This window comes from Streptomyces sp. CB01249 (assembly GCF_001905735.1).
Lineage (GTDB): Bacteria > Actinomycetota > Actinomycetes > Streptomycetales > Streptomycetaceae > Streptomyces.
Genome location: NZ_LISW01000001.1, coordinates 1,304,379 through 1,325,505 on the forward strand (window position 1 = coordinate 1,304,379; position 21,127 = coordinate 1,325,505).

The window sequence follows — 21,127 nt, forward strand, 5'->3', positions numbered from 1 at the left end:
GTACGCGGTGGCTGAAAGTGACCCATGGCACACGTTCCATCGAGCGCGGACGCGCTCATTTGGTTACTCTGATGTGAACGGACGTCATCGAGGAGTCCACGAACCTTCCTCGACCGTCCTGGGACAGGCTTGTCAACCAAGTCGCCGTCCCGCCCCGTACCCGGCGCCACCGCGACCGAACTGTTCCTGCCCCTGCCCCGCATGGGCGGCTGATTCCCGGCAATGAGAACCGGAGCGTCGGCGACGCCCGGGGCTACGCGACACGAAGGAGTGCGCGGTGACGACACCGGAATTGACGAAGCAAGAGAAGCGTCCGGCCGAACGGCACGCAAAGCCGGGGCGCGGCAGCGACAAGCTCCAGAACATCGAGGTCTGGGCCAGATCCGCGCCGATCCGCCTGGCCGGTTACGAGGAGGACCTCGCCGAGCCGCACATCCTGCCCGGCATCGACTGACCCCTCGGACACGCACTGTGGCCCGCCCCCCACCGGGGCGGGCCACAGTGCGTTCCGCCGCCCCTCAGAACACCGCGCGCGCCACGGCGGCCCCGGCGAAGGAGAGCCCCAGCCCGGTGGCGACGGTGAGCAGCAGATAGGCCGCCGCCAGGCCCAGCCGGCGGGCCGAGTTGAGGGTGAGCAGTTCGTACGAGAACGTCGACCAGGTCGACAGGGCCCCGCAGAAGCCGATGGCCAGCAGCAGATTCAGCCGGGTGCCCAGATCGCCGTCGGTGGCCGCCTCCGCGACGAAGCCGAGGAACATCGCCGCACCCGTGTTGGCCGCGAAGGTGCCCCAGGGGAAGACGCTGTGCAGGCGGAACTTCGCGTCCACGCCGAGCAGATAGCGCACCGGCGCGCCCACCAGGCCGCCGGCCAGCACGAGCAGCCAGTCGGTCACGACGCCTCGCCCCGCTCGCCGTAGGACCGGCCGAAGGCGAAGTGCGCCGCGAACGCCCCGGCCGTCACGGCGGCCAGCGCCGCCGCCACGGTCAGCACCAGGCAGCCGATCGCGTAACCGGGCTGATGGTTCTCGAAGAGCTGCCGCACATTGTCCATGTAGTGCGAGAACGAGGTGAAGCCGCCGAGCACCCCGGTGCCGAGCAGCGGACTGATCAGCCGGGGAGCCCCGGGGAACCGCAGCTTCAGGGTGACCATCAGGACCCCCATCAGGAAACAGCCCACCGTGTTGACCAGCAGGACCGTCCAGGGGAAGGCGAAGGTCCCGGTCGGCCACAGGCGTTCGGCCGCGTACCGGGCGCAGGCCCCCGCGGCCCCGCCGACCGCGACGGCCATCACGACCGGGAACTGCACGCCGGGATGGTGATCGGGGTGGCTCTGCTGGTGCAACCGCATCTTCTGGGCCATCCCGCGAACGCTACGGACGACGGCCGGGCACCCGTGGCCGGGACGGCGGCGCGCCTCCCGCGGTGTACCCGAGTGGGCTACCCGGATCACTCCCAGCGCGAAGAAGCCAACTTTGTATGACTTCATGGCATATGACGGATGTCCTCGTGCATCCGTCGCGCCCCGACCCCATGTGACGACGAGCCGCTGGAGCCTGCCTTGTCCCTCGCCGAGCCGGATCTCGTCCGGAGGCTGGAGAGCCGCCAGCCGTCCGCGTACCTCCTGGCGTCACTGCGAGGCGTCGGGCAGGTCGACTTCCAGGCCAGCCTGTACACCGGCGCCGCGATCCTCGCCGGTCTCTGGGCGGCGGGCTGGCAGACCGGTCTGTTCGCGACGATCGGGACACTGGTCGCCACCGCCACCGCCTACGCGCTGGCCGTCGACCGGGGGAGCATCGCGCTCGGCATGCAAGGGTTCGCGGGCTGCCTGACCGGCATCGCCCTCGTCTCCTCGCTGGGCCACCACCCGGCCACCTATGTGCTGACCGTCGTGGGCGCCGTCCTCTGCGTCATCCTCATGGCGACCCTGGCCACGTTCCTCACGCCGTACAACCTCACGCCCATGACCGCGCCCTTCTGCCTGGTCTCCGGCGTGATGGTGGTCGGCGCCCCGTCCTTCGACCGCGTCTGGCACGGCGCCCCCGCGGCCGTCTCCAGCACGACGAGCGGCGACACCGGGATCACCTGGAACGACCTCTGGCACGCCTTCTTCAACAACGTCTCGCAGATCTTCCTGGTCGAGAGCTGGTACGTCGGACTGATCATGCTCGTCGGACTGGCCTTCGCCGGCCTGCGCGTCGTGCTCTACGCGGCCGTCGGCAGCATCGCCGGAATCGTCGCCGCCTGGCTGCTCGGCGCGCCCACCGACCTGATCGCCAACGGCATCTACGGCTACAACGCGGTGCTCGTCGCCATCGGCCTCGGAGCCGTCTTCATGGCCAACACCACCTGGACCGCGGCCTACGCGATCTTCGGCGCGATGGTCAGCACCGGCCTCACCGCCACCCTGACCTCCTTCTTCAAACCGTTCGGCGGCCACACCTTCACCTGGCCGTTCATCCTCACCACCTGGACGCTGCTGGCGGCCGTCCCCCTGCTGCCACGCCTGCGCCGCAGCTGACCCACCGCACATCCCGAGGAAGGCACCCACGATGAACCTCGCCCCCCGCGAGATCGACAAACTGCTCGTGTACGTCGTGGCCGACCTGGCCCGCAAGCGCCGGGACCGCGGCCTCAAGCTCAACTACAGCGAGTCGGTCGCGCTGATCACCGAGGCGATCCTCGAAGCGGCCCGCGACGGAAAGAGCGTCGCGGACTGCATGGAGCTGGGCCGCCACATCGTGGGCGAGGACGCCACCATGCCCGGCGTACGGGAGATGCTCGGCCTCCTCCAGGTCGAGGCGTCCTTCGTGGACGGCACCAAGCTGGTCTCCGTCCACGACCCCATCGGCGGCTGACCATGGCCCAGGACGCGGCCGTCATCGCCGTCTGCGGCCACGAAGCCGCGTACGGCCGGGCGCTGGAAGGACGGCTCGGCCCGGACGTGGACGTCGTCCCCAACGGGCGCGCCCTCTTCCGGGCCGCGGCCGCCCGTCTGCGCCGGGGCGAGCGCGTCGTCGTCGTCCCGATGACCCTCGGCCGTGAACCCGGGCTCGTCGCGGACACCGCCCGCACCCTGCGCGCCGTCCCCGACGCCGACCGGGGCGCCGTGCTGCTCGCCGAGCCGTTCGGCACCGCCCAGCACCTCGTCGCCTGGCTGCGCGCCGCCGCCGGCCGGGTGCCCGCCGACTCCGCGCTCCTCGTCGCCGCGCCCTCCGGCGACCCCTTCGAGGACGCCGAACTCCACCGCGTCGCCGCGCTCGTACGCCGCTACGGGCGCCACGAGCTGGTCGAGGTCGCCTTCGACGGCGGCGACCCCGACCCGGCCGGAGGCGTCCGGCGCTGCGCGCTGCTCGGCGCGGAGCGCGTGGCGCTGCTGCCCGCCTCGTTCGCGGCCGTGGACCCGGGCGGCGCGGGGCCCGTGCCGGTGGCGGACGCGGGCCCCCTCGTGCCGGACCCGGCGCTGCGCCGGGTGCTGGACGAGCGCGTGGCCGACGCGCACCGGCGCTGGGACGAGCACGGCGACGACGGCATCACGACCGGCCTGGCAGCGGCCGACCACCACGGCCACGCGCACACCCACCCTCCGGGCGAGGGCCACGGACACAGCCACGGCCACGAGCACGGCCCCGCGCACGAGCACGGCCCCGGGACCGGGCACCGGCATCACCACCACCCGTCCGCCGCTGGGGCGGACCTTGGCATCAGGAGCATCGCATGACGTTCCGTCAGCAGTACCTGTACGGGGACGACCCCATCGAACTCAACGCGGGCCGCCGCACGGTCAAGGTCACCGTGAGCAACACCGGCGACCGGGCCGTGCAGGTCGGCTCGCACTACCACTTCTTCGAGGTGAACTCGGCGCTCTCCTTCGACCGCGAGGCGACCCTCGGCACGCACCTCAACATCGCCGCCGGCACCTCCGTACGGTTCGAGCCCGGCGGGACGCGCGAGGTCGAGCTCTGCGCGTACGCCGGAACCGGCCGGCTCACCGGCTTCAGCGGGCTGCTCAACGGCAGCCTCGCCTCCCACCCCGCCCGCGTCGAAGCCGTCCGCAAGGCCATCGAACGCGGCTTCCAGGGTGCGCGGAACATGCCCGCCGGGACCGGCTCCAAGACGGGGTCCAAGGCCTCCGGCAAGGACGGGGCCAAGGGTTCCAAGGCCGCCAAGGACAAGAAGAAGGGTTCGCTCTGATGCCCATCCTGCCCCGCAAGCAGTACACCGACATGTTCGGTCCGACGGTCGGTGACCGCTTCCACCTCGCCGACACCAACCTCGTCGTGGAGGTCGAGAAGGACTACAGCGAGGGCCTGTACGGCGACGAGGTCGTCTACGGCGGCGGCAAGACCATGCGCGACGGCATGGCGTCCGACCCGCAGGCCACCGCCGCTCAGGGCGCGCTCGACACCGTCATCACCAACGTGGTCGTCATCGACCCGATGGTGGGCGTCGTCAAGTGCGACATCGGCATCAAGGACGGCTTCATCGTCGGCATCGGCAAGTCCGGCAACCCGCAGACCCAGAACAATGTCGATCCGGACCTGGTCATCGGCCCCGGCACGGAGGCCATCGCGGGCGAGCACCTGATCGCCACCGCGGGCGCCATCGACAGCCACGTCCACCTGATCGCCCCGCAGCAGGCCGAACAGGCGCTGACCAACGGCATCACCACCCTCATCGGCGGCGGCACCGGCCCCACGGACGGCTCCAACGGCACCACCTGCACCCCGGGCCCGTACAACATCGGCCTGCTCCTCCAGGCGGCCGAGACGCTGCCGGTCAACCTCGGGATCATGGGCAAGGGCAACGGCAGCCTCCCGGGCGCCCTGGAGGAGCAGGTCACCGCCGGTGCCTGCGCGCTCAAGGTGCACGAGGACTGGGGCTCCACCCCGGCCGTGATCGACAACGCGCTGAACGTCGCGGACGAGCACGACGTCCAGGTGGCCATCCACACCGACAGCCTGAACGAGGGCGGGTTCTTCGAGGACACCCGCTCCGCCATCGACGGCCGTGCCATCCACACCTTCCACAGCGAGGGCGCGGGCGGCGGCCACGCCCCCGACATCCTGCGCGTCACCGGCGAGCCCAACGTCATGCCGTCCTCCACCAACCCGACGCTGCCGTACACCAAGAACTCGGTGGACGAGCTCCTCGACATGGTGATGGTCTGCCACCACCTGAGCCGCGAGATCCCCGAGGACGTCTCCTTCGCGGACAGCCGGGTCCGGGCCGAGACGATCGCCGCCGAGACGGTGCTGCACGACCTCGGTGTGATCAGCATGTTCTCCTCCGACTCCCAGGCGATGGGCCGCATCGGCGAGTCCGTGACCCGGGCCTTCCAGACCGCGCACCACTGCAAGGACAAGCTCGGTGTGCTGGAGGGCGACTCGGAGCGCAACGACAACCAGCGGGTGCTGCGCTACCTCGCGAAGATCACCATCAACCCGGCCATCGCCACGGGCATCTCCGACTACGTGGGCTCGATCGAGAAGGGCAAACTCGCCGACATCGTGCTCTGGCCCATCCACTCCTTCGCCGCCAAACCGAAGATGGTCATCAAGGGCGGTCTGGTCTCCTGGGCCCAGATGGGCGACCCCAACGCCTCGCTGCCCACCCCGCAACCGGTCACCTACCGGCCGATGTTCGGGCAGTACGGCAAGGCGCTCCAGGCCACGCACGCCACGTTCATGTCGCAGGCGGGCATCGCCGCCGGGGTGCCGGAGCGGCTCGGCCTGGACCGCAAGATCCTGCCCGTGCGCCGCACCCGCACCGTCGGCAAGCACAACATGGTCCGCAACGACGTCCTGCCGGACGTGCAGGTCGACCCGGAGACGTTCAAGGTCACGCTCAACGGCAAGGTCGCCACCATCGACCCGGCCGAGAAGCTGCCCCTGAACCACCTCTACTTCCTGGTCTAGGGCCGATGTACCGCAAGGAGGGCGACATCGCGGGCGACCCGGGCCCGGCGGGTACCGCGGCGGCCACCGGCCTCGGACCGCTGCTGGTCAGCCTCCAGCTGACCGACTCGGCGTTCCCCAGCGGCTTCTACACCCTCTCGCACAGTCTGGAGGGCTTCGCGCAGGCGGGTGCCGTGGACGCGGAGAGCCTGCCGCGGCTGCTGGCGGACCTGCTGCTGCACGGCGTCGGTCCCGCCGACGCCACCGCGCTCGCCCTCGCCCACCGGGCGACCGCGGCGGGCGACCCGGAGGCCGTCGTCCGGATCGACGAGCACCTGTTCGCCACGAAGCTGGGCCGAGAGATGCGCCAGGCCGCCACCCGGACCGGGCGCCAGCTCCTGGACCTGGGCCACGAGGTGTTCGGCCGCCCGGAGATCGGCGACTACTACGACCGGGTCGTGCGCCGCGAGGCCCCCGGCACCCAGGCGGTGGCGGCCGGGGTCGTCTACGCGGCGACCGGCGTCCCGGTCCGCCAGGCGGTCGCCGCCGACCTGTTCGCGTTCTGCGTCAGCTTCGCGGGCGCCGCCCTGCGGCTGAGGCTGACCGATCACCGTACGGCGCAGACCCTGCTCCGAGGCGCCGCGCCCGTCATCGAGACCACCGTCGACGCGGCGCTGCGCAGGGAGTTGGACGACGTCGGCGCCACCGTCTTCGCCTCGGACGTCATGTCGGGCCGTCATGAACGCGCCGAGGCCCGCCTCTTCGCCAGCTGAGCACCCACCACGACACCCCTAGGAGCACCATGGACGACAACGTACTGCGGGTCGGCATCGGCGGACCCGTCGGCTCCGGCAAGACCGCGCTCATCGAGGCGCTGGTCCCGGTCCTGATCGCACGCGGTCACCGCCCCGCCGTCATCACCAACGACATCTACACCCAGGAGGACGCCCAGCACGTCCGCCGCACCCTGGCCGGCGTCCTCGAACCCGAGCGCGTCGTCGGCGTCGAGACGGGCGCCTGCCCGCACACAGCCGTGCGCGACGACCCGACGATGAACCTCGCGGCCGGCGCCGAGATGCTGGAGCGCTTCCCGGACACCGACACGCTCCTGTACGAGTCGGGCGGCGACAACCTCACCCTGACGTTCAGCCCCGCGCTGGTCGACCTCTTCCTCTTCGTGCTCGACACGGCGGAGGGCGAGAAGATGCCCCGCAAGCGCGGACCCGGCATCACCGACTCCGACCTCCTGGTCATCAACAAGATCGACATCGCGCAATACGTGCGGACGGACATCAACGTCATGGAGTCCGACGCCCACCGGGTCCGGGGCGACCGCCCGGTCGTCCTCACCGACTGCCTGACCGGGGTGGGCGTGGAGGAGATCGCCGGCTACCTCGAATCGCGCCGCAAGGTGCTGATCTGACATGCCGCTCGCCCCGCAACGGCCGAAGGACCGGCTCACCGAGGAGTACTACACGCCCGTCCGCCTCCCCCCGGACGTGGCGGCCCTGGCCTCCGTGCCGGACACCCTGGCGCCCGGCTCCCCGGCCAAGGTCGGCATCCTCGACCTCGCCTTCGCCGTACGGGGCGGGCGCACCGAACTCGTCGGGCGCTACCAGAAGACCCCGCTCCAGATCATGCGCCCGCTGTGGATCGACCCCGCGCAGCCCGGCATGAGTTACGTGTACCTGATGGCGACCGGCGGCGGCATCGCCCAGGCCGACCGCTACCGGATGGACTTCCACTGCGGCCCCGGTACGCAGGTCCACCTGACGACCCAGGCCGCGACCAAGGTCTTCCGGATGGAGCACGACTACGCGAGCCAGCGCGTGCACCTGACGGCGGAGGCCGACAGCTACGTCGAATACCTCCCCGACCCGCTCATCCCGTTCCGCGACGCGCGGTTCTACCAGCGCACCGAGGTCACCGTCGCGCCCGGCGCCACCGTGCTCGTCGGCGACACCCTCACCGCCGGCCGGCTCGCCCGGGGCGAGCGCCACGCGTACCGGATGCTGGCCACCGACCTCCGCGTCAGCCGGCCCGACGGCACCCTCCTCGCCATCGACACCCTGCGCCTGGCGCCGGGGGCCGGAGTCCTCGGGCCCGGGGTGTTCGCCGGGCACGACCACGTCGCCTCGCTCTTCGTGGTGACCGACCGCGTTCCCGCCGCCGGGCTCGCCGACACCCTGCACGAGGCGCTGGCCGGGCTCGGCGTCCTGTACGGGGTGAGCGTGCTGCCCCGGGACTGCGGGGCGTGGGTGCGGCTGCTCGACGACAGCCCGGTCCGGGTCGCCGAGGCGCAACGGGCCGTCTGGCACGCCGTACGCCGTCTGCTGACCGGCCACCCGCCGCCCGACCTGCGCAAGCCGTAGCGCTTCCCGCCCCGCCCGCTCCCTACCCGAGGTACCGCCGATGATTACCGCTCCCGCGCCCATGCCGGCCGCGTACGACTCCGGGGACACCGCCTGGCTGCTCGCCGCCACCGCCATGGTCCTGCTGATGACGCCAGGACTCGCGTTCTTCTACGGCGGCATGGTGCGCACCCGGCACGTGCTCATGATGATCAAGATGAGCTTCGCCGCGCTGGCCTTCGGCACGCTCGTCTGGTGGGTCATCGGCTACACCCTGGCGTTCGGGCCGGATGTCGGCGGTGCCGGGGTCATCGGGAACCTCGACCACGTGTTCATGAAGGGCATCGAGCTCAACACGCTGACCGGGGCCATCCCCACGTACATCTACAGCACCTTCCAGATGGGCTTCGCCGTCATCACCGTGGCGCTGATCAGCGGCTCCATCGCGGACCGCGCCACGATGCGGGGCTGGCTCGTCTTCGTCGTGCTGTGGCTGCTGATCGTCTACATCCCCCTTGCGCACTGGGTGTTCGACAAGGACGGCTGGATCGTCAAGCACCTCGGCGCCCTCGACTTCGCGGGCGGGCTGCCGGTGGAGCTCAACTCCGGGGTCGCCGGGCTCGCCGTCGCGCTCGTGCTGCGCGCGCCCCGCGACTTCGCCCGCCGCGAGGAGCGCCCGAACAACATCCCGCTCGTGGTCGTCGGCGTCGGGCTGCTGTGGTTCGGCTGGTTCGGCTTCAACTCCGGCTCCGCGCTCACCGACCAGGGCACGGCCGCGGCCGCCTTCATCAACACGCAGCTCGGCGCGGCGGGCGCCATGGTGACCTGGCCACTGGTCGAGAAGTGGCGCACGGGCCGGGTCACCACCATGGGCGTCGTCTCCTCCGCCGTCGCGGGTATGGTCGCCATCACCCCGGCGTGCGGCGAGATCAACACCCTGGGCGCGGTGATCACCGGCCTGGTCGTGGGCGCGGTGAGCGCGTACGCGGTCACCCTCAAGTTCCGCTTCAACGTGGACGACACGCTCGACGTGGTCGGGGTGCACGGGGTCGGTGGCTTCATCGGCCTGGTCATGGTCGGCCTCTTCGCCACGGCTCGCATCAGCGGCAAGGAGGGCCTGTTCTACGGGGGTGGCTGGGGCCTGCTCGGCAAGCAGTTGGTGGCGATCGTGTCCGTGATCGCGTTCTCGTTCATCCTCACCTGGCTCATCGCCAAGGCCGTCGACCTGACCGTCGGCTTCCGGGCGAAGGAGGAGTACTCCAACGTCCCGGGCGAGGAGGCCGAGCGGGCGTACGACTTCCAGACCGCCGAGCGGCTCGGCGCGCTGGTCTCCGGGCGGCGGGTGGCGAGCGACGACGAACTGGTCCAGCAGATCAAACGGTTGCTGAGGGCCCGCGAGAGCGAGAAGTAGCAGCTCACGCCCGGGTCGGGCGCAGGAAGTCGCGTACGAAGGTGCGGTGCCACCAGCAGCCGGTGGCCCGCAGCTCGCGCCAGGTCGTGAACCGGTAGCGGTAGACCCGGGCCCGCACCTGGGCGGGCGGGGCATCCGGGAACGGGTTGTGCCGCAGCAGCCGCAGCGTGTCCCGGTGGTTCTCCAGCAGCCGCTCCACGAACGGCCCGAACCAGGATCTGGCGTACGCGGGGGACAGGGCCGCGAACCACATCATCCAGTCGAGCCGCAGATGGTACGGGGCGAACTGGCGCGGCAGCCGGCGCGGATCACCCGGCTTGCCCTTGAAGCCGTACTCCTTCCACACCGTGCCCGGATGCACCACCGCGTCGTCCGTCCCCTCCACCACCACCTCCAGGCGGACCCGGCTGATGCTGCCGAAGGCGCCGTACGTGTTGACCAGGTGCAGCGGGTCGAAGGACCGGTTCATCACCTGGCGGCGGGAGACCAGATTGCGGGCCGGACGGTAGCTGAGGACCAGGACCAGCGCGGTGACCGCGATGACCACCACCTCGTACCAGACGGGTGCGCCCCGCTGGGCGGGCGGTTCGGTCAGCGGCGACCAGTCGACGGCCGGCAGCGCGAGGGTGATGGTCAGCCAGTTCAGCCAGGCGAAGTTCCCCGAGAGCACCAGCCACAACTGCGTGACGATCATCAGCCCGGCCGCCGCGCTCGCCACCGGCTGCGGGGTGAACAACAGCACCGGAACGAGCAGCTGCGTCACATGGTTGGCCGCCACCTCGACGCGGTGCACGGGCCGGGGGAGACGGTGGAAGAACCAGCTCAGCGGGCCCGGCATCGGCTGCGTCTCGTGGTGGAAGTCCAGACACGTCAGCTTCCGCCAGCAGGCGTCCCCGCGCCACTTGATGAGCCCGGCGCCGAACTCCACCCGGAACAGCAGCCACCGCAGCAGCCAGAGCACCAGCACCGGTGGCGCCGTGCCCGCGTTCCCCAGGAAGACGGCGAGAAAACCGGTCTCGAGGAGCAGCGATTCCCAGCCGAACCCGTACCAGACACCGCCCACCTGCACGATCGACAGATACAACAGCCACGGCACCGCCCACAGCGCCATCGCCGCCCCCAGCGGCACCTGGTTGTCCGCCCCGGCGAGCAGCGCGACCGAGACGGCGCACCCGGCCCAGGCGACCACGGCGAACAAGCGGTCGGAGTAGCGGAGCCGGAAGAGCCCGGGGGCGGTGCGCCAGGAGGTACGTCGCAGCTCCCCGGTCGCGGGCAGCATGCCGCGCTCCCCGATCAGTGCCCGGAACTGAAGCGCCGCGGTGAGGAAGGCGGTCAGGTAGACGACGGCGAGGGCCTTCTGGAAGACCAGCCGGCCGAGCCAGTACCCGTCAGCGGTGAACCACTCCATCGCTACCAGTATGGCCCGGTCCCGCCCCCGGGCTCATCGGCCGGGCGCCTCGCGCCGCTCGCGCTCCTCCGTGACGATCCGGCGCAGCGTACGGCCGAGCCGGCGCGCGTACCACCGCTGGAGCGGCGGCACCAGCGGACCGCCGAGCCGCGAGTACCAGCGGGCGGGCCGGCTGAACGCCATCACCCTGAACCAGACCGTGCCGTCCTCGGCGAGTTCGGCCGTGAAGCACTCCTCGCCGCACTCGGGGTGGCCGGTCTCCGTCCCGTATCCGAACCCGATCCGCTCCGGACCGTACTCGGCCCAGATCACCCGGCAGGGGACGGCGAGCCGCAGCGGGCCGGCCTGCACCGCCACCCGAACGGCCGTCCCCGCGTCGGCGCGTGGCGTGGACGCCGCCACACGCGCCCCCGACGCGCGGTGCATCCGGAACTCGGTGATCGCCGCCCCGGCCGCCTCGAAGTCGGCGCGGCCGCGCCCGACCCGGGTGCGGTGGTGCAGGTGGTGGTAGCCGTCGGGGAGCGGGCCGAGGCGGGTGACCCCCGCCTCCGGGTAGTTGAGGCTGCTCATCGGATGCTTCCTTCGCCGTCGTGGACAAGGCGCGGGCGCCGCCAGGCGAGCACCGAGCAGAGTGCGAACCCCAGCGCGTTGCCCACGCCGTGGGTGGCGGCCATCCAGAGAAGGCCGGGGTGCGGCAGCCCCGTCGCCTCGCCCAGCGCCCAGATCAGTGCGAGGACCATGGTCACCGCGAGCACGGCGGCCGAGACGGCGAGCAGCAGCCGGGTGGCGCGGTCGCGGTGGGCGGGCCGGACCGTGCGCCAGGTCAGCAGCGCCACGGTCCACATCCCGGCCGTCAGGACCACCGCCCCGGCGAGTTCGGCCCAGTCGCCGATGAAGTAGCCGGCCAGCACGGACAGGGTGCCCAAGGGCACGCTGAGCGCCGCGAACCGGCCCGCGGGACCGTCGGCCACCCGGCTCACCAGACCCGCGACCAGTGCGGCGGCGAACCCGGCGAAGTGGAAGTGCGGCACGGTCAGCGCCAGGATGCCGGGACCGAAGCCGAACAGCGGGTGTCCGGCGCGTTCGGCGACCAGCGCGGTGGCGGCGACGGCCGGGGTCACCAGTGCGGTGAGCAGGGCGATCTCGGCCGGCGCCGTGGTCGGGGAACGCAGGGGACCGTCGCGGCGGGCGGCACGGGGCACGGCGTGCAGCGCGAGAAGCGCGGCCCCGATTCCGTAGCAGAGGGCCAGGACCGCGGCGGCCGTACTGCGCGGCAGCCAGAGCGACACCGCGCCGGGGGCGGCGAAGACCGGCCAGAACCGTCTGATCCGGTCCAGTTCCGGTGCGTCGGCGAGCCGCAGCCCGGCCGGCACGATCACCAGCATCCCCAGCATCACGATCAGGCCGACAAGGACCGACATGACTCACCCACCCCCGAGTTGAACGCGTTCAAATCGTTGTCGACGCAGACTCTACGCTGCTTTGAACGCGTTCAAGAAGGCGGGGGCGTACACCTCCGGGGAAGCGGTTGGCTTGCGGCGGCGGGGGAAGTGCGGCAGACATGGAGGAGCGACCGGGAGACCGGTGACCAGGCAGGAGAACCGCCCGTGCCCCCACGCATACGCATGCGCCGCACCGCCCCCGCCCTGCTCTGCGCCGGCCTCCTCCTCACCGCGGGCTGCGCCCGGGACACCTCCGGCGGCGTCCCGGCCACGCGAACGGGCGCCGCCACCGGCCCCGTCCTCCAGCCCGCGTCCGACCCCGGCACCGCCCCCTTCACGGCCTCCACGGCGGGCGGCCCGGCACTTCCCCCTCACGCCGCACGCACCGGGGCACCCCGCTCCCCGTCGGCGCCCGGACAGGCGCTCAAGCGCACCGGATCGACGCCCGGCCTGTACGCCGGAACACGCGCCGTTCCCTCCTGCGACGTCGAGGCGCAGATCCGGATGCTTGCCGTGGACCCGGCGCGGGAAGAGGCGTTCGCGCACACCGTGTCCGTCGCACGCGACAAGGTCGCCGGCTTCCTGCGCGGCCTGACGCCCGTCCTGCTGCGCGCCGACACCCTGGTCACCGGGCACGGCCTCCGGGACGGCTCCGTCACCACCTACCAGTCCGTGTTGCAGGCGGGCACCGCGGTCATGGTCGACGCACGCGGGCTGCCCCGGGTCCGCTGCGTCTGCGGCAACCCGCTGGACCCGCCCACCGGCCGGGGCGACGCGGCCGCCGGGACGGGGAAGCGGTGGGAGGGGTTCGACCCGGCGCGGACCGTCGTGGTCGAGCCCGCAGCGCGGCCCGTGGCGGAGCTGGTGATCGCCGACCTGGCCCACCACAGCTGGATCGCCCGCCCGGCGGGCGACGCGGGGACCGGCGACCGCGTTCCCGCGAAGCCCCCGCCCTACACGCCCGACACCGACATCACCGGCCCGCTCCCCGACGTCACACCGCCCGGTACGAAGCGGCCGGAGTCCCCGACGGAGTCCGCGCGGCCGGAGGAGCCGACGCCGTCCCTGTCTCCGGAGGACTGCCCGACGCCCGACGTGCCCGCGCCGGAGACGCCGACACCGCCCGGTCAGCCGGCGGCGGCCCGCGGCGTACCCGCCCGGGCGCCGGGGGAGACGCACTGCCCGGCGCCGACCGGTGAGCCGACGGACGAGCCCACCGGGGAGCCGTCGATACCGGAGCGGACGCCCGCGTCCGACGAGCCGCCGACGTCCATCCGGCTGCCCCGGGGCGCCGACGACGGCCCGGCCGTGCGGTGGTGACCGGCAGCGGGTCCCCGCTCCCCGGCGGTCCTCACTCCTCGGTGGGCAGCCAGTTGCCGTGGAGGCCCAGGGGGACGCGGACCGGGATGCGGACCCGGGCGACCGGGCCCGATGCCGGGTCCTCGGACGGGATGACGAGCAGCCAGCTGGTCCCGTCGGTGCGGTCGGTGGCGTACGTCATCCAGTAACCGCCCTCGCCCGGCCCGGTGCCGGGGACGGGCGCGAAGACCGGCTCACCCACCGACAGGTCCCCGGCCCGCCACGCCACATGCGGACCGGCGGGGTCGTTGCCGTCGTACCAGCGCAGGGTGTCGTACTCGCCCGGCAGCAGGTCCAGGCTGCCGGAGTCCGAGGCCACGGCCAGCTGGTGGTGGCGCCTGCCGATCAGCCGGTCGTCGGTGCGGGGGAGTTCCATCCGGACGTCGTCCAGCACGGTCCGGCGCATCGTGCCCGCGTCGGGATCGATGACCGCGCGCACCAGTCCCGCGTGGTTCGGCCCCGCCCCCTCGGCGGGCGCGCCGAGCGACAGGCGGGTCCACTGCACGTAGTCCAGCACCACATCGCCGCCGCCGGGCTCGGTGTCGAACGCGTTGACCGTGTGCCACAGCCAGAAGGCGTCGTCCGAGGCCCAGCGCACCGGGCTGCCGTCGCGCGGGATCAGGGCCAGGCGGGTGCCGCGTTCGGGGCGCCAGTCGAGCATGGAGCCGCCGTTCATGGCCGCCGCGATGTCGAAGAACACCGGTGCCAGCACGATCACCAGGAAGCGCGGGGTGATCGCCATGTCATGGATCATCATCGGCTCGTCGGCCCCGTCCACGGGGGTGGGGCCCCGGAGCACGTCGCCCTGCGGGCCGATCGCGGACCAGGTGAGGTAGGGCGGCTCCAGGCCGTAGCAGAACACCAGCATCTCGCCCGTGACCGGGTCGGTCTTCGGATGCGCGGTGATGCCCGCAGGCAGCGCCCCGCCGAACGTCTCCTTGCCGACGGTCGCCAGGTCGGGCGTCATGAGGAACGGGCAGTCGGACTCCGCGAGCGCCAGCAGCCGTCCCGCGTGGCGCACCACGTTGATGTCGGGCATGTCGCGGAAGGTGCCGGCCAGCTCAGGGCCGACGTCCGGCTCCTGCGGCAGGATCATCGACTCGATGCCGCCCCACAGGGCCCGCCCGGCCCGCTCCTCGGCGACCACGGCGGGTGTCCGGACGAACCGGTTGCGGTAGCGGGCCCGGCCTTCGGAGATCCACACGCCGTGCAGCATGCCGTCGCCGTCGATCGGGTAGAGGTACGAACCGATCGGCGTGAAGCGGGGGTTGGGCCCGTTGCGCAGGAACACCCCGTCCAGCTCGCCGGGCAGTGCGCCCGTCACTTCAAGGTCCGCCTCGTCGACCTCTTCGGTCACGGGGGCGAAGCGCCCCGAGAGGTGGACGACCCGGCTCGGGTCGAAGGCGTGTGCGGCATGTGCGGCCATGGCGGCCTCCCTTGCCGGGACGTGGGGGCGCGCCCGGATGCGGGCCGGGCTGACTCCTCATTCAATCCCCGGGCCAGGACCGCCGCAACGCGGGTCGCTGCGTGCGAAGGGCCGTCCCCGGGCCCACCATGGAAGACGCGGCAGATCGCCGCGCCGGGCCACACCTTCGGAGGTGTCCGGTGTCCGAAGCCGAAACCCGCTCCGGGCGGCGGACGGGGAACCTGTTCTTCGCGTTCGCGCCCTGGATCATCTTCATCGTCGTCGCCTCTCCCAGCACCTGGGAGTACGCCGCCCTGGCCGGCCTGGTGGTCGCCGTGGTGCTCAACCTGCCGGACATGCGCCGGGGTTCCTTCAAGATCCTGGAGGTCACCGGCATCGTCTTCTTCGCGCTGCTGAGCGTCCTGGCCCTCTTCCTGGACCGTCAGGACCTGGACTGGGTCGAGAGGTACGCCCAGGTGCTGTCCAGTGGCGTGATCGCGGTGGTGGCGCTCGGTTCGCTGGCGTTCGTCCCGTTCACCGAGCAGTACGCGCGTGAGTCGACGCCCCGGGAGGTGTGGGGGACGCCGGTGTTCCGCCACGTCAACCGGGTGCTGACGCTGCTGTGGGGCGCGGTCTTCGCGGCCACCGCACTGCTGGGTCTCCTCGCGCTGCACACCTCGTCGGGGCGCGACTGGTTCAACTGGATCATCCCGATCGTGCTGCTGGTGTTCGCCGTCCGCTTCACCGAGCGCTATCCGGACCGGGTGCGCGAGCGGTCGCGTCAGGCGCACGCCTCCCCGTAGAGCACACCGGCCCCACTTTGGTCCAGACCTATTGACGGAAGGTCTGGACCACTTTACGTTGGGCGGCGTTCACGATTCCGCTGCGTGTTGTCAGGGGCATGCCACTTCAGGAAGAGGTCCCGCCATGTTCGGTCGCACATCACGTCTGCTGGGGGTTGGCCTGGCGGCGGCGTGCATCGTGCAGATGCTCGTCGGCGCGACGCCGAGCTCCGCGCAGGAGGACACCTGTGCGGTCAAGTCGAAGCCCGCGGGCAAGGTGCTCCAGGGCTACTGGGAGAACTGGGACGGCGCGTCCAACGGTGTGCACCCGCCGCTGGGCTGGATCCCCGTCACCGACAGCCGCATTCCGCAGCACGGCTACAACGTGATCAACGCGGCCTTCCCGGTCATCCTCTCGGACGGCACCGTCCTGTGGGAGGACGGGATGGACTCGACCGTCAAGGTGCCGACCCCCGCCGAGATGTGCCAGGCGAAGGCGTCCGGGCTCACCACCCTGATGTCGATCGGCGGCGCCACCGCCGGCATCGACCTCAGCTCCACCGCCGTCGCGGACCGCTTCGTGGACACGGTCGTGCCGATCCTGAAGAAGTACAACTTCGACGGCATCGACATCGACATCGAGACCGGCCTGACCGGCACCGGCAACATCAGCCAGCTGTCCGCCTCGCAGTCCAACCTGATCCGCATCATCGACGGCGTGCTCGCGAAGATGCCGTCGAACTTCGGCCTGACGATGGCCCCCGAGACGGCCTACGTCACCGGCGGAAGCGTCGTCTACGGCTCGATCTGGGGCGCGTACCTCCCGGTCATCAAGAAGTACGCGGACAACGGCCGGCTCTGGTGGCTGAACATGCAGTACTACAACGGCAGCATGTACGGCTGCTCCGGCGACTCGTACTCCGCCGGAACCGTGGAGGGCTTCACCGCGCAGACCGACTGCCTCGACAAGGGCCTCACCATCCAGGGCACCACGATCCGGGTGCCCTACGACAAGCAGGTCCCCGGTCTGCCCGCCCAGCCCGGAGCGGGCGGCGGCTACATGTCGACCGGCCTCGTCTCCCAGGCGTGGAACCACTACGGCAACAGCCTCAAGGGCCTCATGACCTGGTCGCTGAACTGGGACGGCTCGAAGAACTGGACCTTCGGCGACAACGTGAAGGCGCTCCAGGGGCGCTGACCCCGCAGACCCCCCTCAGGGCGACAGCCCCGCACCCCGCTTCGGGGAGGTGCGGGGCCGTCGCCGTGCGTGGTGTCAGTGGCCGGTCTCCGAGGCGTCCAGCATGGCCTCGCGCTCCACGACCTTGACGCGCTCGCGGTCCTGCTCGGCACCGAGGGCGCGCTCGTGCGCGTCGAGGCGGTACCAGCCCTCGCGGGTGGTGTAGCGGACGCCGCGCTCCTCCAGGAACGCGGTGACGGCCTCCGGCTCGGGCCGCGCCGGGGCGGGCAGCCGCCCGGCGGCGTGGTCCTCCAGCAGGCAGGCGACCGTCTCGTTGGCGTCGCCCTTGGTGTGGCCGATCAGGCCGACCGGGCCCCGCTTGATCCAACCGGTGACGTACACCGACTCCATCGGCTCGTCGCCTTCGAGGACCCGGCCCGCGGCGTGCGGGACCGTGCCGGACGCGACGTCGAACGGCAGCTTCGGCAGCTCGCGCGAGTAGTAGCCCACCGCGCGGTAGACGCTCTGGACGTCCCAGTCGTGGAAGGTGCCGGTGCCGCGCACGTTGCCGGTGCCGTCCAGCTCGGTGCGCTCGGTGCGCAGACCGGTGACCCGGCCGTCCTCGCCGGTGATCTCGACGGGGGACTCGAAGAAGTGCAGGAAGAGCTTGTGCGGCCGGTCGCCGATGTCGCGGATCGCCCAGTTCTCCAGCGTGGAGGCGACCATGTTGGCCTGCTTGTTTCCGCGCCGGGTCTCGATCGAACCCTCGTCGTAGTCGATGTCCTCGGGGTTGACGATGACCTCGATGTTGGGCGAGTGGTCCAGCTCGCGGAGCTCCATCGGGCTGAACTTCGCCTGGGCCGGGCCGCGCCGTCCGAAGACGTGCACCTCCAGCGCCTTGTTCGCCTTCAGGCCTTCGTAGACGTTGGCGGGGATCTCCGTCGGCAGCAGCTCGTCGGCGGTCTTCGCGAGGATGCGGGCCACGTCCAGGGCGACGTTCCCCACGCCCAGCACGGCGACCTTCTCGGCCTCCAGCGGCCAGGTGCGCGGGACGTCCGGGTGGCCGTCGTACCAGGAGACGAAGTCGGCGGCCCCGTACGAGCCGTCCAGGTCGTGGCCGGGGATGTCGAGCGCGCGGTCCGCGTCGGCGCCGGTCGAGAAGATCACCGCGTCGTAGAACGTGCGCAGCTCGTCGAGGTCCAGGTCGTTCGGGTAGTCGACGTTGCCGAACAGGCGCAGCTGCGGCTTGTCCAGCACCTGGTGCAGCGCCTGCACGATGCCCTTGATGCGCGGGTGGTCGGGCGCCACGCCGTAGCGGATCAGGCCGAAGGGGGCCGGCATCCGCTCGAAGAGGTCGATGGAGACGCCCGGATCGGCGGCCGCGTCGGATTTGAGCAGCGCGTCCGCCGCGTAAATGCCGGCGGGACCGGCTCCGACGATGGCGACGCGGACGGGGCGTGTCATGGCGAGCTGTTCCTTCGAACGGGCGAGCAGAAGCGGGGCCGGTTGGTAAGGCAAGGCTTAGTCGACCCCTCGCACACGTTAGCCGCTGCTCGGACCCGCTTTCGGGGCGGGGCGGCGTTACCGGGCGGTATTCGGGCCTCCCGTCCGCACCGGGATGCCGGGAATCCTTGTGACGCGGGCCTCCGGCACATTCCGTGAATGTGTCCTATCGCACGTTCACCAAATGGACGGTTCAGTCGAAGAATCGGACAAATGGTGGCAGAGTGACGCACATGGATGATCGGGTAGCGGGTGCCCTGTCACTCCCGGACGACTGGCCCGCCCACCCGGATCTCAGCCTCGCCCTGAACCGAATGGGCAGCTTCGACTGGGATCTCGACAGCGGCCTCATGCACTTGGACCGGCCCGCCCTCGAGGTGTTCGACCTGAGGGCCGACGAATACGACAACCGGCCCGAGACGCTCGGGCTGCGCGTGCCGCCCGACGAGGGCGTCCGGCTGGACGCCATGGTTTCGGAGGCGCTGAAGAGCGGCCGCAGCAACTACGGGGCGTACTTCCGCCTCCAGTCGCGCGACGGCACCCTGCGCTGGGCGCACACCCAGGGCTTCGTGCGCCGCGACGACGACGGCCGCCCCCGCCGGATCATCGGCATCGTCAGGGAGGCCGGCCCCGAGCTCGCCGAGTCCGCCGCCCGCCGCGAGTTGGACGAGGAACTGCGCCGCCGCACCAGCCTGGTCGACTCCACCACGGCGGCCCTGGCCCACGCCCGTACCGTCAAGGACGTCATCGAGGTCCTGAAGAACTCCGAGGGCCTGGCCCTGCTCGGCGCGACCAGCCTGGTCATGGGGCTCATCGAGGCCGGGCGCATCCACCTGGTGGCCGACGGGCCCGAGGGGTCGTTCGTGCCCGGCACCCGGTACACCCGGACGGACGAGCAGTACCCGATGAGCGAGGTCGTCCGCACACTGGGCCCTCGCTTCATCGAGTCGGCCGAGGACTTCGCCACCTCCTACCCCGTCCTGTGGCCGCACATCAGCCACCTCGGCATCACCTCCGCCGCCTACCTCCCGCTGATCGCCCAGGCCCGCCCCATCGGCGCGCTCGGCCTCCTCTACAGCGGCAAGGACGGCTTCACCGCCGACGAGCGGAACCTGCTCCTCGCCCTCGGCAGCTCCATCGCCCAGAGCCTCCAGCGCGCCATGCTCTACGAACAGGAGCACGACCTCGCCGAAGGGCTCCAGCAGGCCATGCTGCCGCGCCGGATCCCCGACGTGCCCGGCGCCCAGATCGCCGTGCGCTACCGCTCGGCCCGGCTCGGCCGGGACATCGGCGGCGACTGGTACGACGTCATCCCGCTGCCCGGCGGCCGGGTCGGTGCCGTCATCGGGGACGTCCAGGGCCACGACACCCACGCCGCCGCCGTGATGGGCCAGCTCCGCATCGTGCTGCGCGCGTACGCCGCCGAGGGGCACAGCCCCGCCACGGTCATGGCACGGGCCTCCGTCTTCCTGCACGAACTCGACACCGACCGCTTCGCGACCTGCACCTATGCCGAGGCCGACCTGACCACCGGCGTGGTCCAGCTGGTCCGCGCCGGACACGTCGACCCGCTCGTCCGCGACGCCGACGGCGGCTGCCGCAGGGTGCCGTCCGAGGGCGGGCTGCCGCTCGGGCTCTCCGCCGAGTTCGGCCGGCTCGAATACCCGGTCGGCACGGTCGAGCTGGACCCCGGCCAGACCATGGTGCTGTTCACCGACGGGCTGGTGGAACTCCCGGGCGCCGATCTGGACGAGGGCACCCAGCGGCTCACCGCCCTCATCACCAACGGCCCGCAGGACCTCGACCAGCTCGCCGACCGCCTCTGCGCCTCCGTGGACGAGCGCGGCGGCGAGGACGACGTGGCCCTGCTGCTCCTGCGCCGCAAGGCCGCCCAGGCCCCGCAGCCGGGCGGCCGGCTCCAGCAGCACGTCGGCCAGAACGACCCCGAGGCGCTCAGCTCGGCCCGCCACATGATCCGCGCGGCGGTCCGGGCCTGGGGCGCCAAGGACCGGGCCGACGAGGTCGAGCTGGCCGCCGACGAGCTGGTCACCAACGCCCTGATGCACACCGACGGCGGCGCGATCGTCACGATCCGGGTCCTCACCGGTCCCGAGCGGCGCCTCCGGGTCGACGTCGAGGACCGGTCGAGCGCACTGCCGCGCCGCCGGGAAGCCGGCGAGGCCGGGGTCTCCGGACGCGGCCTGCTGCTGGTCGACCAGCTCGCGGACGCCTGGGGCGTCGAATCCCGGGGCACCGGCAAGTGTGTCTGGAGCGAATTCGTCGTTCCGCCACGTGAATGACCCGCCGACCGGTTCTCGCCCGTCCGGCCGGGAAGTTGCACGCAATGGGAATGTAACTGAACGTAACGTGTCTGTACTTGACCGTGATGGACCAC

The 21,127-nt window shown here is 71.7% G+C and carries 21 protein-coding genes; 14 read left to right on the plus strand and 7 right to left on the minus strand.

Annotation, left to right across the window (positions count from 1 at the left end; all coding sequences use genetic code 11):
- The first annotated feature begins 277 nt into the window (after positions 1-277).
- Positions 278-454 (plus strand): hypothetical protein, encoded by a 177-nt coding sequence (locus AMK18_RS34735; protein ID WP_158071800.1) that lies wholly within the window; start codon positions 278-280, stop codon positions 452-454.
- 64 nt (positions 455-518) lie between these two features.
- Here the strand turns inward: AMK18_RS34735 and AMK18_RS05505 are convergent, their stop codons facing one another.
- Together AMK18_RS05505 and AMK18_RS05510 are read right to left on the minus strand one after the other, a co-directional pair.
- Entirely contained in the window at positions 519-893 is a 375-nt protein-coding gene (locus tag AMK18_RS05505; protein WP_073861854.1) for a fluoride efflux transporter FluC, read from the minus strand.
- Positions 890-1,360 carry a fluoride efflux transporter FluC gene (locus AMK18_RS05510; protein WP_073861855.1) on the minus strand — a complete coding sequence of 157 codons (471 nt, stop codon included), beginning with the start codon at positions 1,358-1,360 and terminating at the stop codon, positions 890-892. The genes AMK18_RS05505 and AMK18_RS05510 overlap by 4 nt, the downstream gene beginning before the upstream one ends.
- Positions 1,361-1,558: 198 nt before the next feature.
- Between AMK18_RS05510 and AMK18_RS05515 the strand changes: the two genes are divergently transcribed.
- From AMK18_RS05515 to AMK18_RS05555, 9 genes are read left to right on the plus strand one after another with little or no spacing between them, the layout of a single operon-like run.
- Positions 1,559-2,518, plus strand: a complete 960-nt coding sequence (locus AMK18_RS05515; protein WP_018099949.1) for an urea transporter — start codon at positions 1,559-1,561, stop codon at positions 2,516-2,518.
- A 31-nt stretch (positions 2,519-2,549) separates the two neighbouring features.
- Positions 2,550-2,855, plus strand: a complete 306-nt coding sequence (locus tag AMK18_RS05520; RefSeq protein ID WP_018099948.1) for an urease subunit gamma — start codon at positions 2,550-2,552, stop codon at positions 2,853-2,855.
- 2 nt (positions 2,856-2,857) lie between these two features.
- Positions 2,858-3,718, plus strand: coding sequence for a sirohydrochlorin chelatase (locus AMK18_RS05525; protein WP_073861856.1), 861 nt, complete (start codon positions 2,858-2,860; stop codon positions 3,716-3,718).
- Positions 3,715-4,191 carry an urease subunit beta gene (locus tag AMK18_RS05530; RefSeq protein ID WP_073861857.1) on the plus strand — a complete coding sequence of 159 codons (477 nt, stop codon included), beginning with the start codon at positions 3,715-3,717 and terminating at the stop codon, positions 4,189-4,191. The genes AMK18_RS05525 and AMK18_RS05530 overlap by 4 nt, the downstream gene beginning before the upstream one ends.
- On the plus strand, positions 4,191-5,915 hold the full coding sequence (gene ureC, locus AMK18_RS05535; RefSeq protein ID WP_018099945.1) for an urease subunit alpha: 1,725 nt from the start codon (positions 4,191-4,193) through the stop codon (positions 5,913-5,915). Before AMK18_RS05530 ends, ureC begins: the two co-directional genes overlap by 1 nt.
- A gap of 5 nt (positions 5,916-5,920) precedes the next feature.
- Complete coding sequence (locus AMK18_RS05540) at positions 5,921-6,667, plus strand: urease accessory protein UreF (protein ID WP_018099944.1); 747 nt, start codon at positions 5,921-5,923, stop codon at positions 6,665-6,667.
- Positions 6,668-6,696: 29 nt separating this feature from the next.
- Positions 6,697-7,317 (plus strand): urease accessory protein UreG, encoded by a 621-nt coding sequence (gene ureG / locus AMK18_RS05545; RefSeq protein WP_073861858.1) that lies wholly within the window; start codon positions 6,697-6,699, stop codon positions 7,315-7,317.
- A gap of 1 nt (position 7,318) precedes the next feature.
- Positions 7,319-8,266 carry an urease accessory protein UreD gene (locus tag AMK18_RS05550; RefSeq protein WP_018099942.1) on the plus strand — a complete coding sequence of 316 codons (948 nt, stop codon included), beginning with the start codon at positions 7,319-7,321 and terminating at the stop codon, positions 8,264-8,266.
- Between the two features lie 40 nt (positions 8,267-8,306).
- Positions 8,307-9,656 carry an ammonium transporter gene (locus tag AMK18_RS05555; protein ID WP_073861859.1) on the plus strand — a complete coding sequence of 450 codons (1,350 nt, stop codon included), beginning with the start codon at positions 8,307-8,309 and terminating at the stop codon, positions 9,654-9,656.
- A 4-nt stretch (positions 9,657-9,660) separates the two neighbouring features.
- Here AMK18_RS05555 and AMK18_RS05560 read toward each other — a convergent pair whose 3' ends face one another.
- Genes AMK18_RS05560 through AMK18_RS05570 form a run of 3 tightly spaced genes read right to left on the minus strand, consistent with a single transcriptional unit; the run spans position 9,661 to position 12,485 of the window.
- Positions 9,661-11,064: a lipase maturation factor family protein gene (locus AMK18_RS05560; protein WP_073861860.1), complete on the minus strand. Its 1,404-nt coding sequence runs from the start codon at positions 11,062-11,064 to the stop codon at positions 9,661-9,663.
- Positions 11,065-11,097: 33 nt separating this feature from the next.
- On the minus strand, positions 11,098-11,634 hold the full coding sequence (locus tag AMK18_RS05565; protein WP_073861861.1) for a DUF1990 family protein: 537 nt from the start codon (positions 11,632-11,634) through the stop codon (positions 11,098-11,100).
- Positions 11,631-12,485 (minus strand): YndJ family protein, encoded by an 855-nt coding sequence (locus AMK18_RS05570; RefSeq protein ID WP_073861862.1) that lies wholly within the window; start codon positions 12,483-12,485, stop codon positions 11,631-11,633. Before AMK18_RS05570 ends, AMK18_RS05565 begins: the two co-directional genes overlap by 4 nt.
- Positions 12,486-12,671: 186 nt before the next feature.
- On the opposite strand from AMK18_RS05570, the gene AMK18_RS05575 reads away from it, so the two are divergent.
- Positions 12,672-13,826: a DUF6777 domain-containing protein gene (locus AMK18_RS05575; protein ID WP_241836454.1), complete on the plus strand. Its 1,155-nt coding sequence runs from the start codon at positions 12,672-12,674 to the stop codon at positions 13,824-13,826.
- Positions 13,827-13,857: 31 nt separating this feature from the next.
- On the opposite strand, the gene AMK18_RS05580 is transcribed toward AMK18_RS05575, so the two are convergent.
- The gene (locus AMK18_RS05580; protein ID WP_073861864.1) at positions 13,858-15,291 is read right to left on the minus strand and encodes a carotenoid oxygenase family protein; all 1,434 of its coding nucleotides are present in this window, start codon (positions 15,289-15,291) and stop codon (positions 13,858-13,860) included.
- Between the two features lie 179 nt (positions 15,292-15,470).
- On the opposite strand from AMK18_RS05580, the gene AMK18_RS05585 reads away from it, so the two are divergent.
- Positions 15,471-16,073: a hypothetical protein gene (locus AMK18_RS05585; RefSeq protein ID WP_073861865.1), complete on the plus strand. Its 603-nt coding sequence runs from the start codon at positions 15,471-15,473 to the stop codon at positions 16,071-16,073.
- A gap of 124 nt (positions 16,074-16,197) precedes the next feature.
- Complete coding sequence (locus AMK18_RS05590; protein WP_073861866.1) at positions 16,198-17,250, plus strand: chitinase; 1,053 nt, start codon at positions 16,198-16,200, stop codon at positions 17,248-17,250.
- Between the two features lie 75 nt (positions 17,251-17,325).
- Here the strand turns inward: AMK18_RS05590 and AMK18_RS05595 are convergent, their stop codons facing one another.
- Positions 17,326-18,693, minus strand: a complete 1,368-nt coding sequence (locus AMK18_RS05595) for an FAD-dependent oxidoreductase (protein ID WP_018099933.1) — start codon at positions 18,691-18,693, stop codon at positions 17,326-17,328.
- 272 nt (positions 18,694-18,965) lie between these two features.
- Here AMK18_RS05595 and AMK18_RS05600 point away from each other — a divergent pair, with 272 nt between their 5' ends.
- The gene (locus AMK18_RS05600; RefSeq protein WP_198956941.1) at positions 18,966-21,032 is read left to right on the plus strand and encodes a SpoIIE family protein phosphatase; all 2,067 of its coding nucleotides are present in this window, start codon (positions 18,966-18,968) and stop codon (positions 21,030-21,032) included.
- Positions 21,033-21,127: the final 95 nt, after the last annotated feature.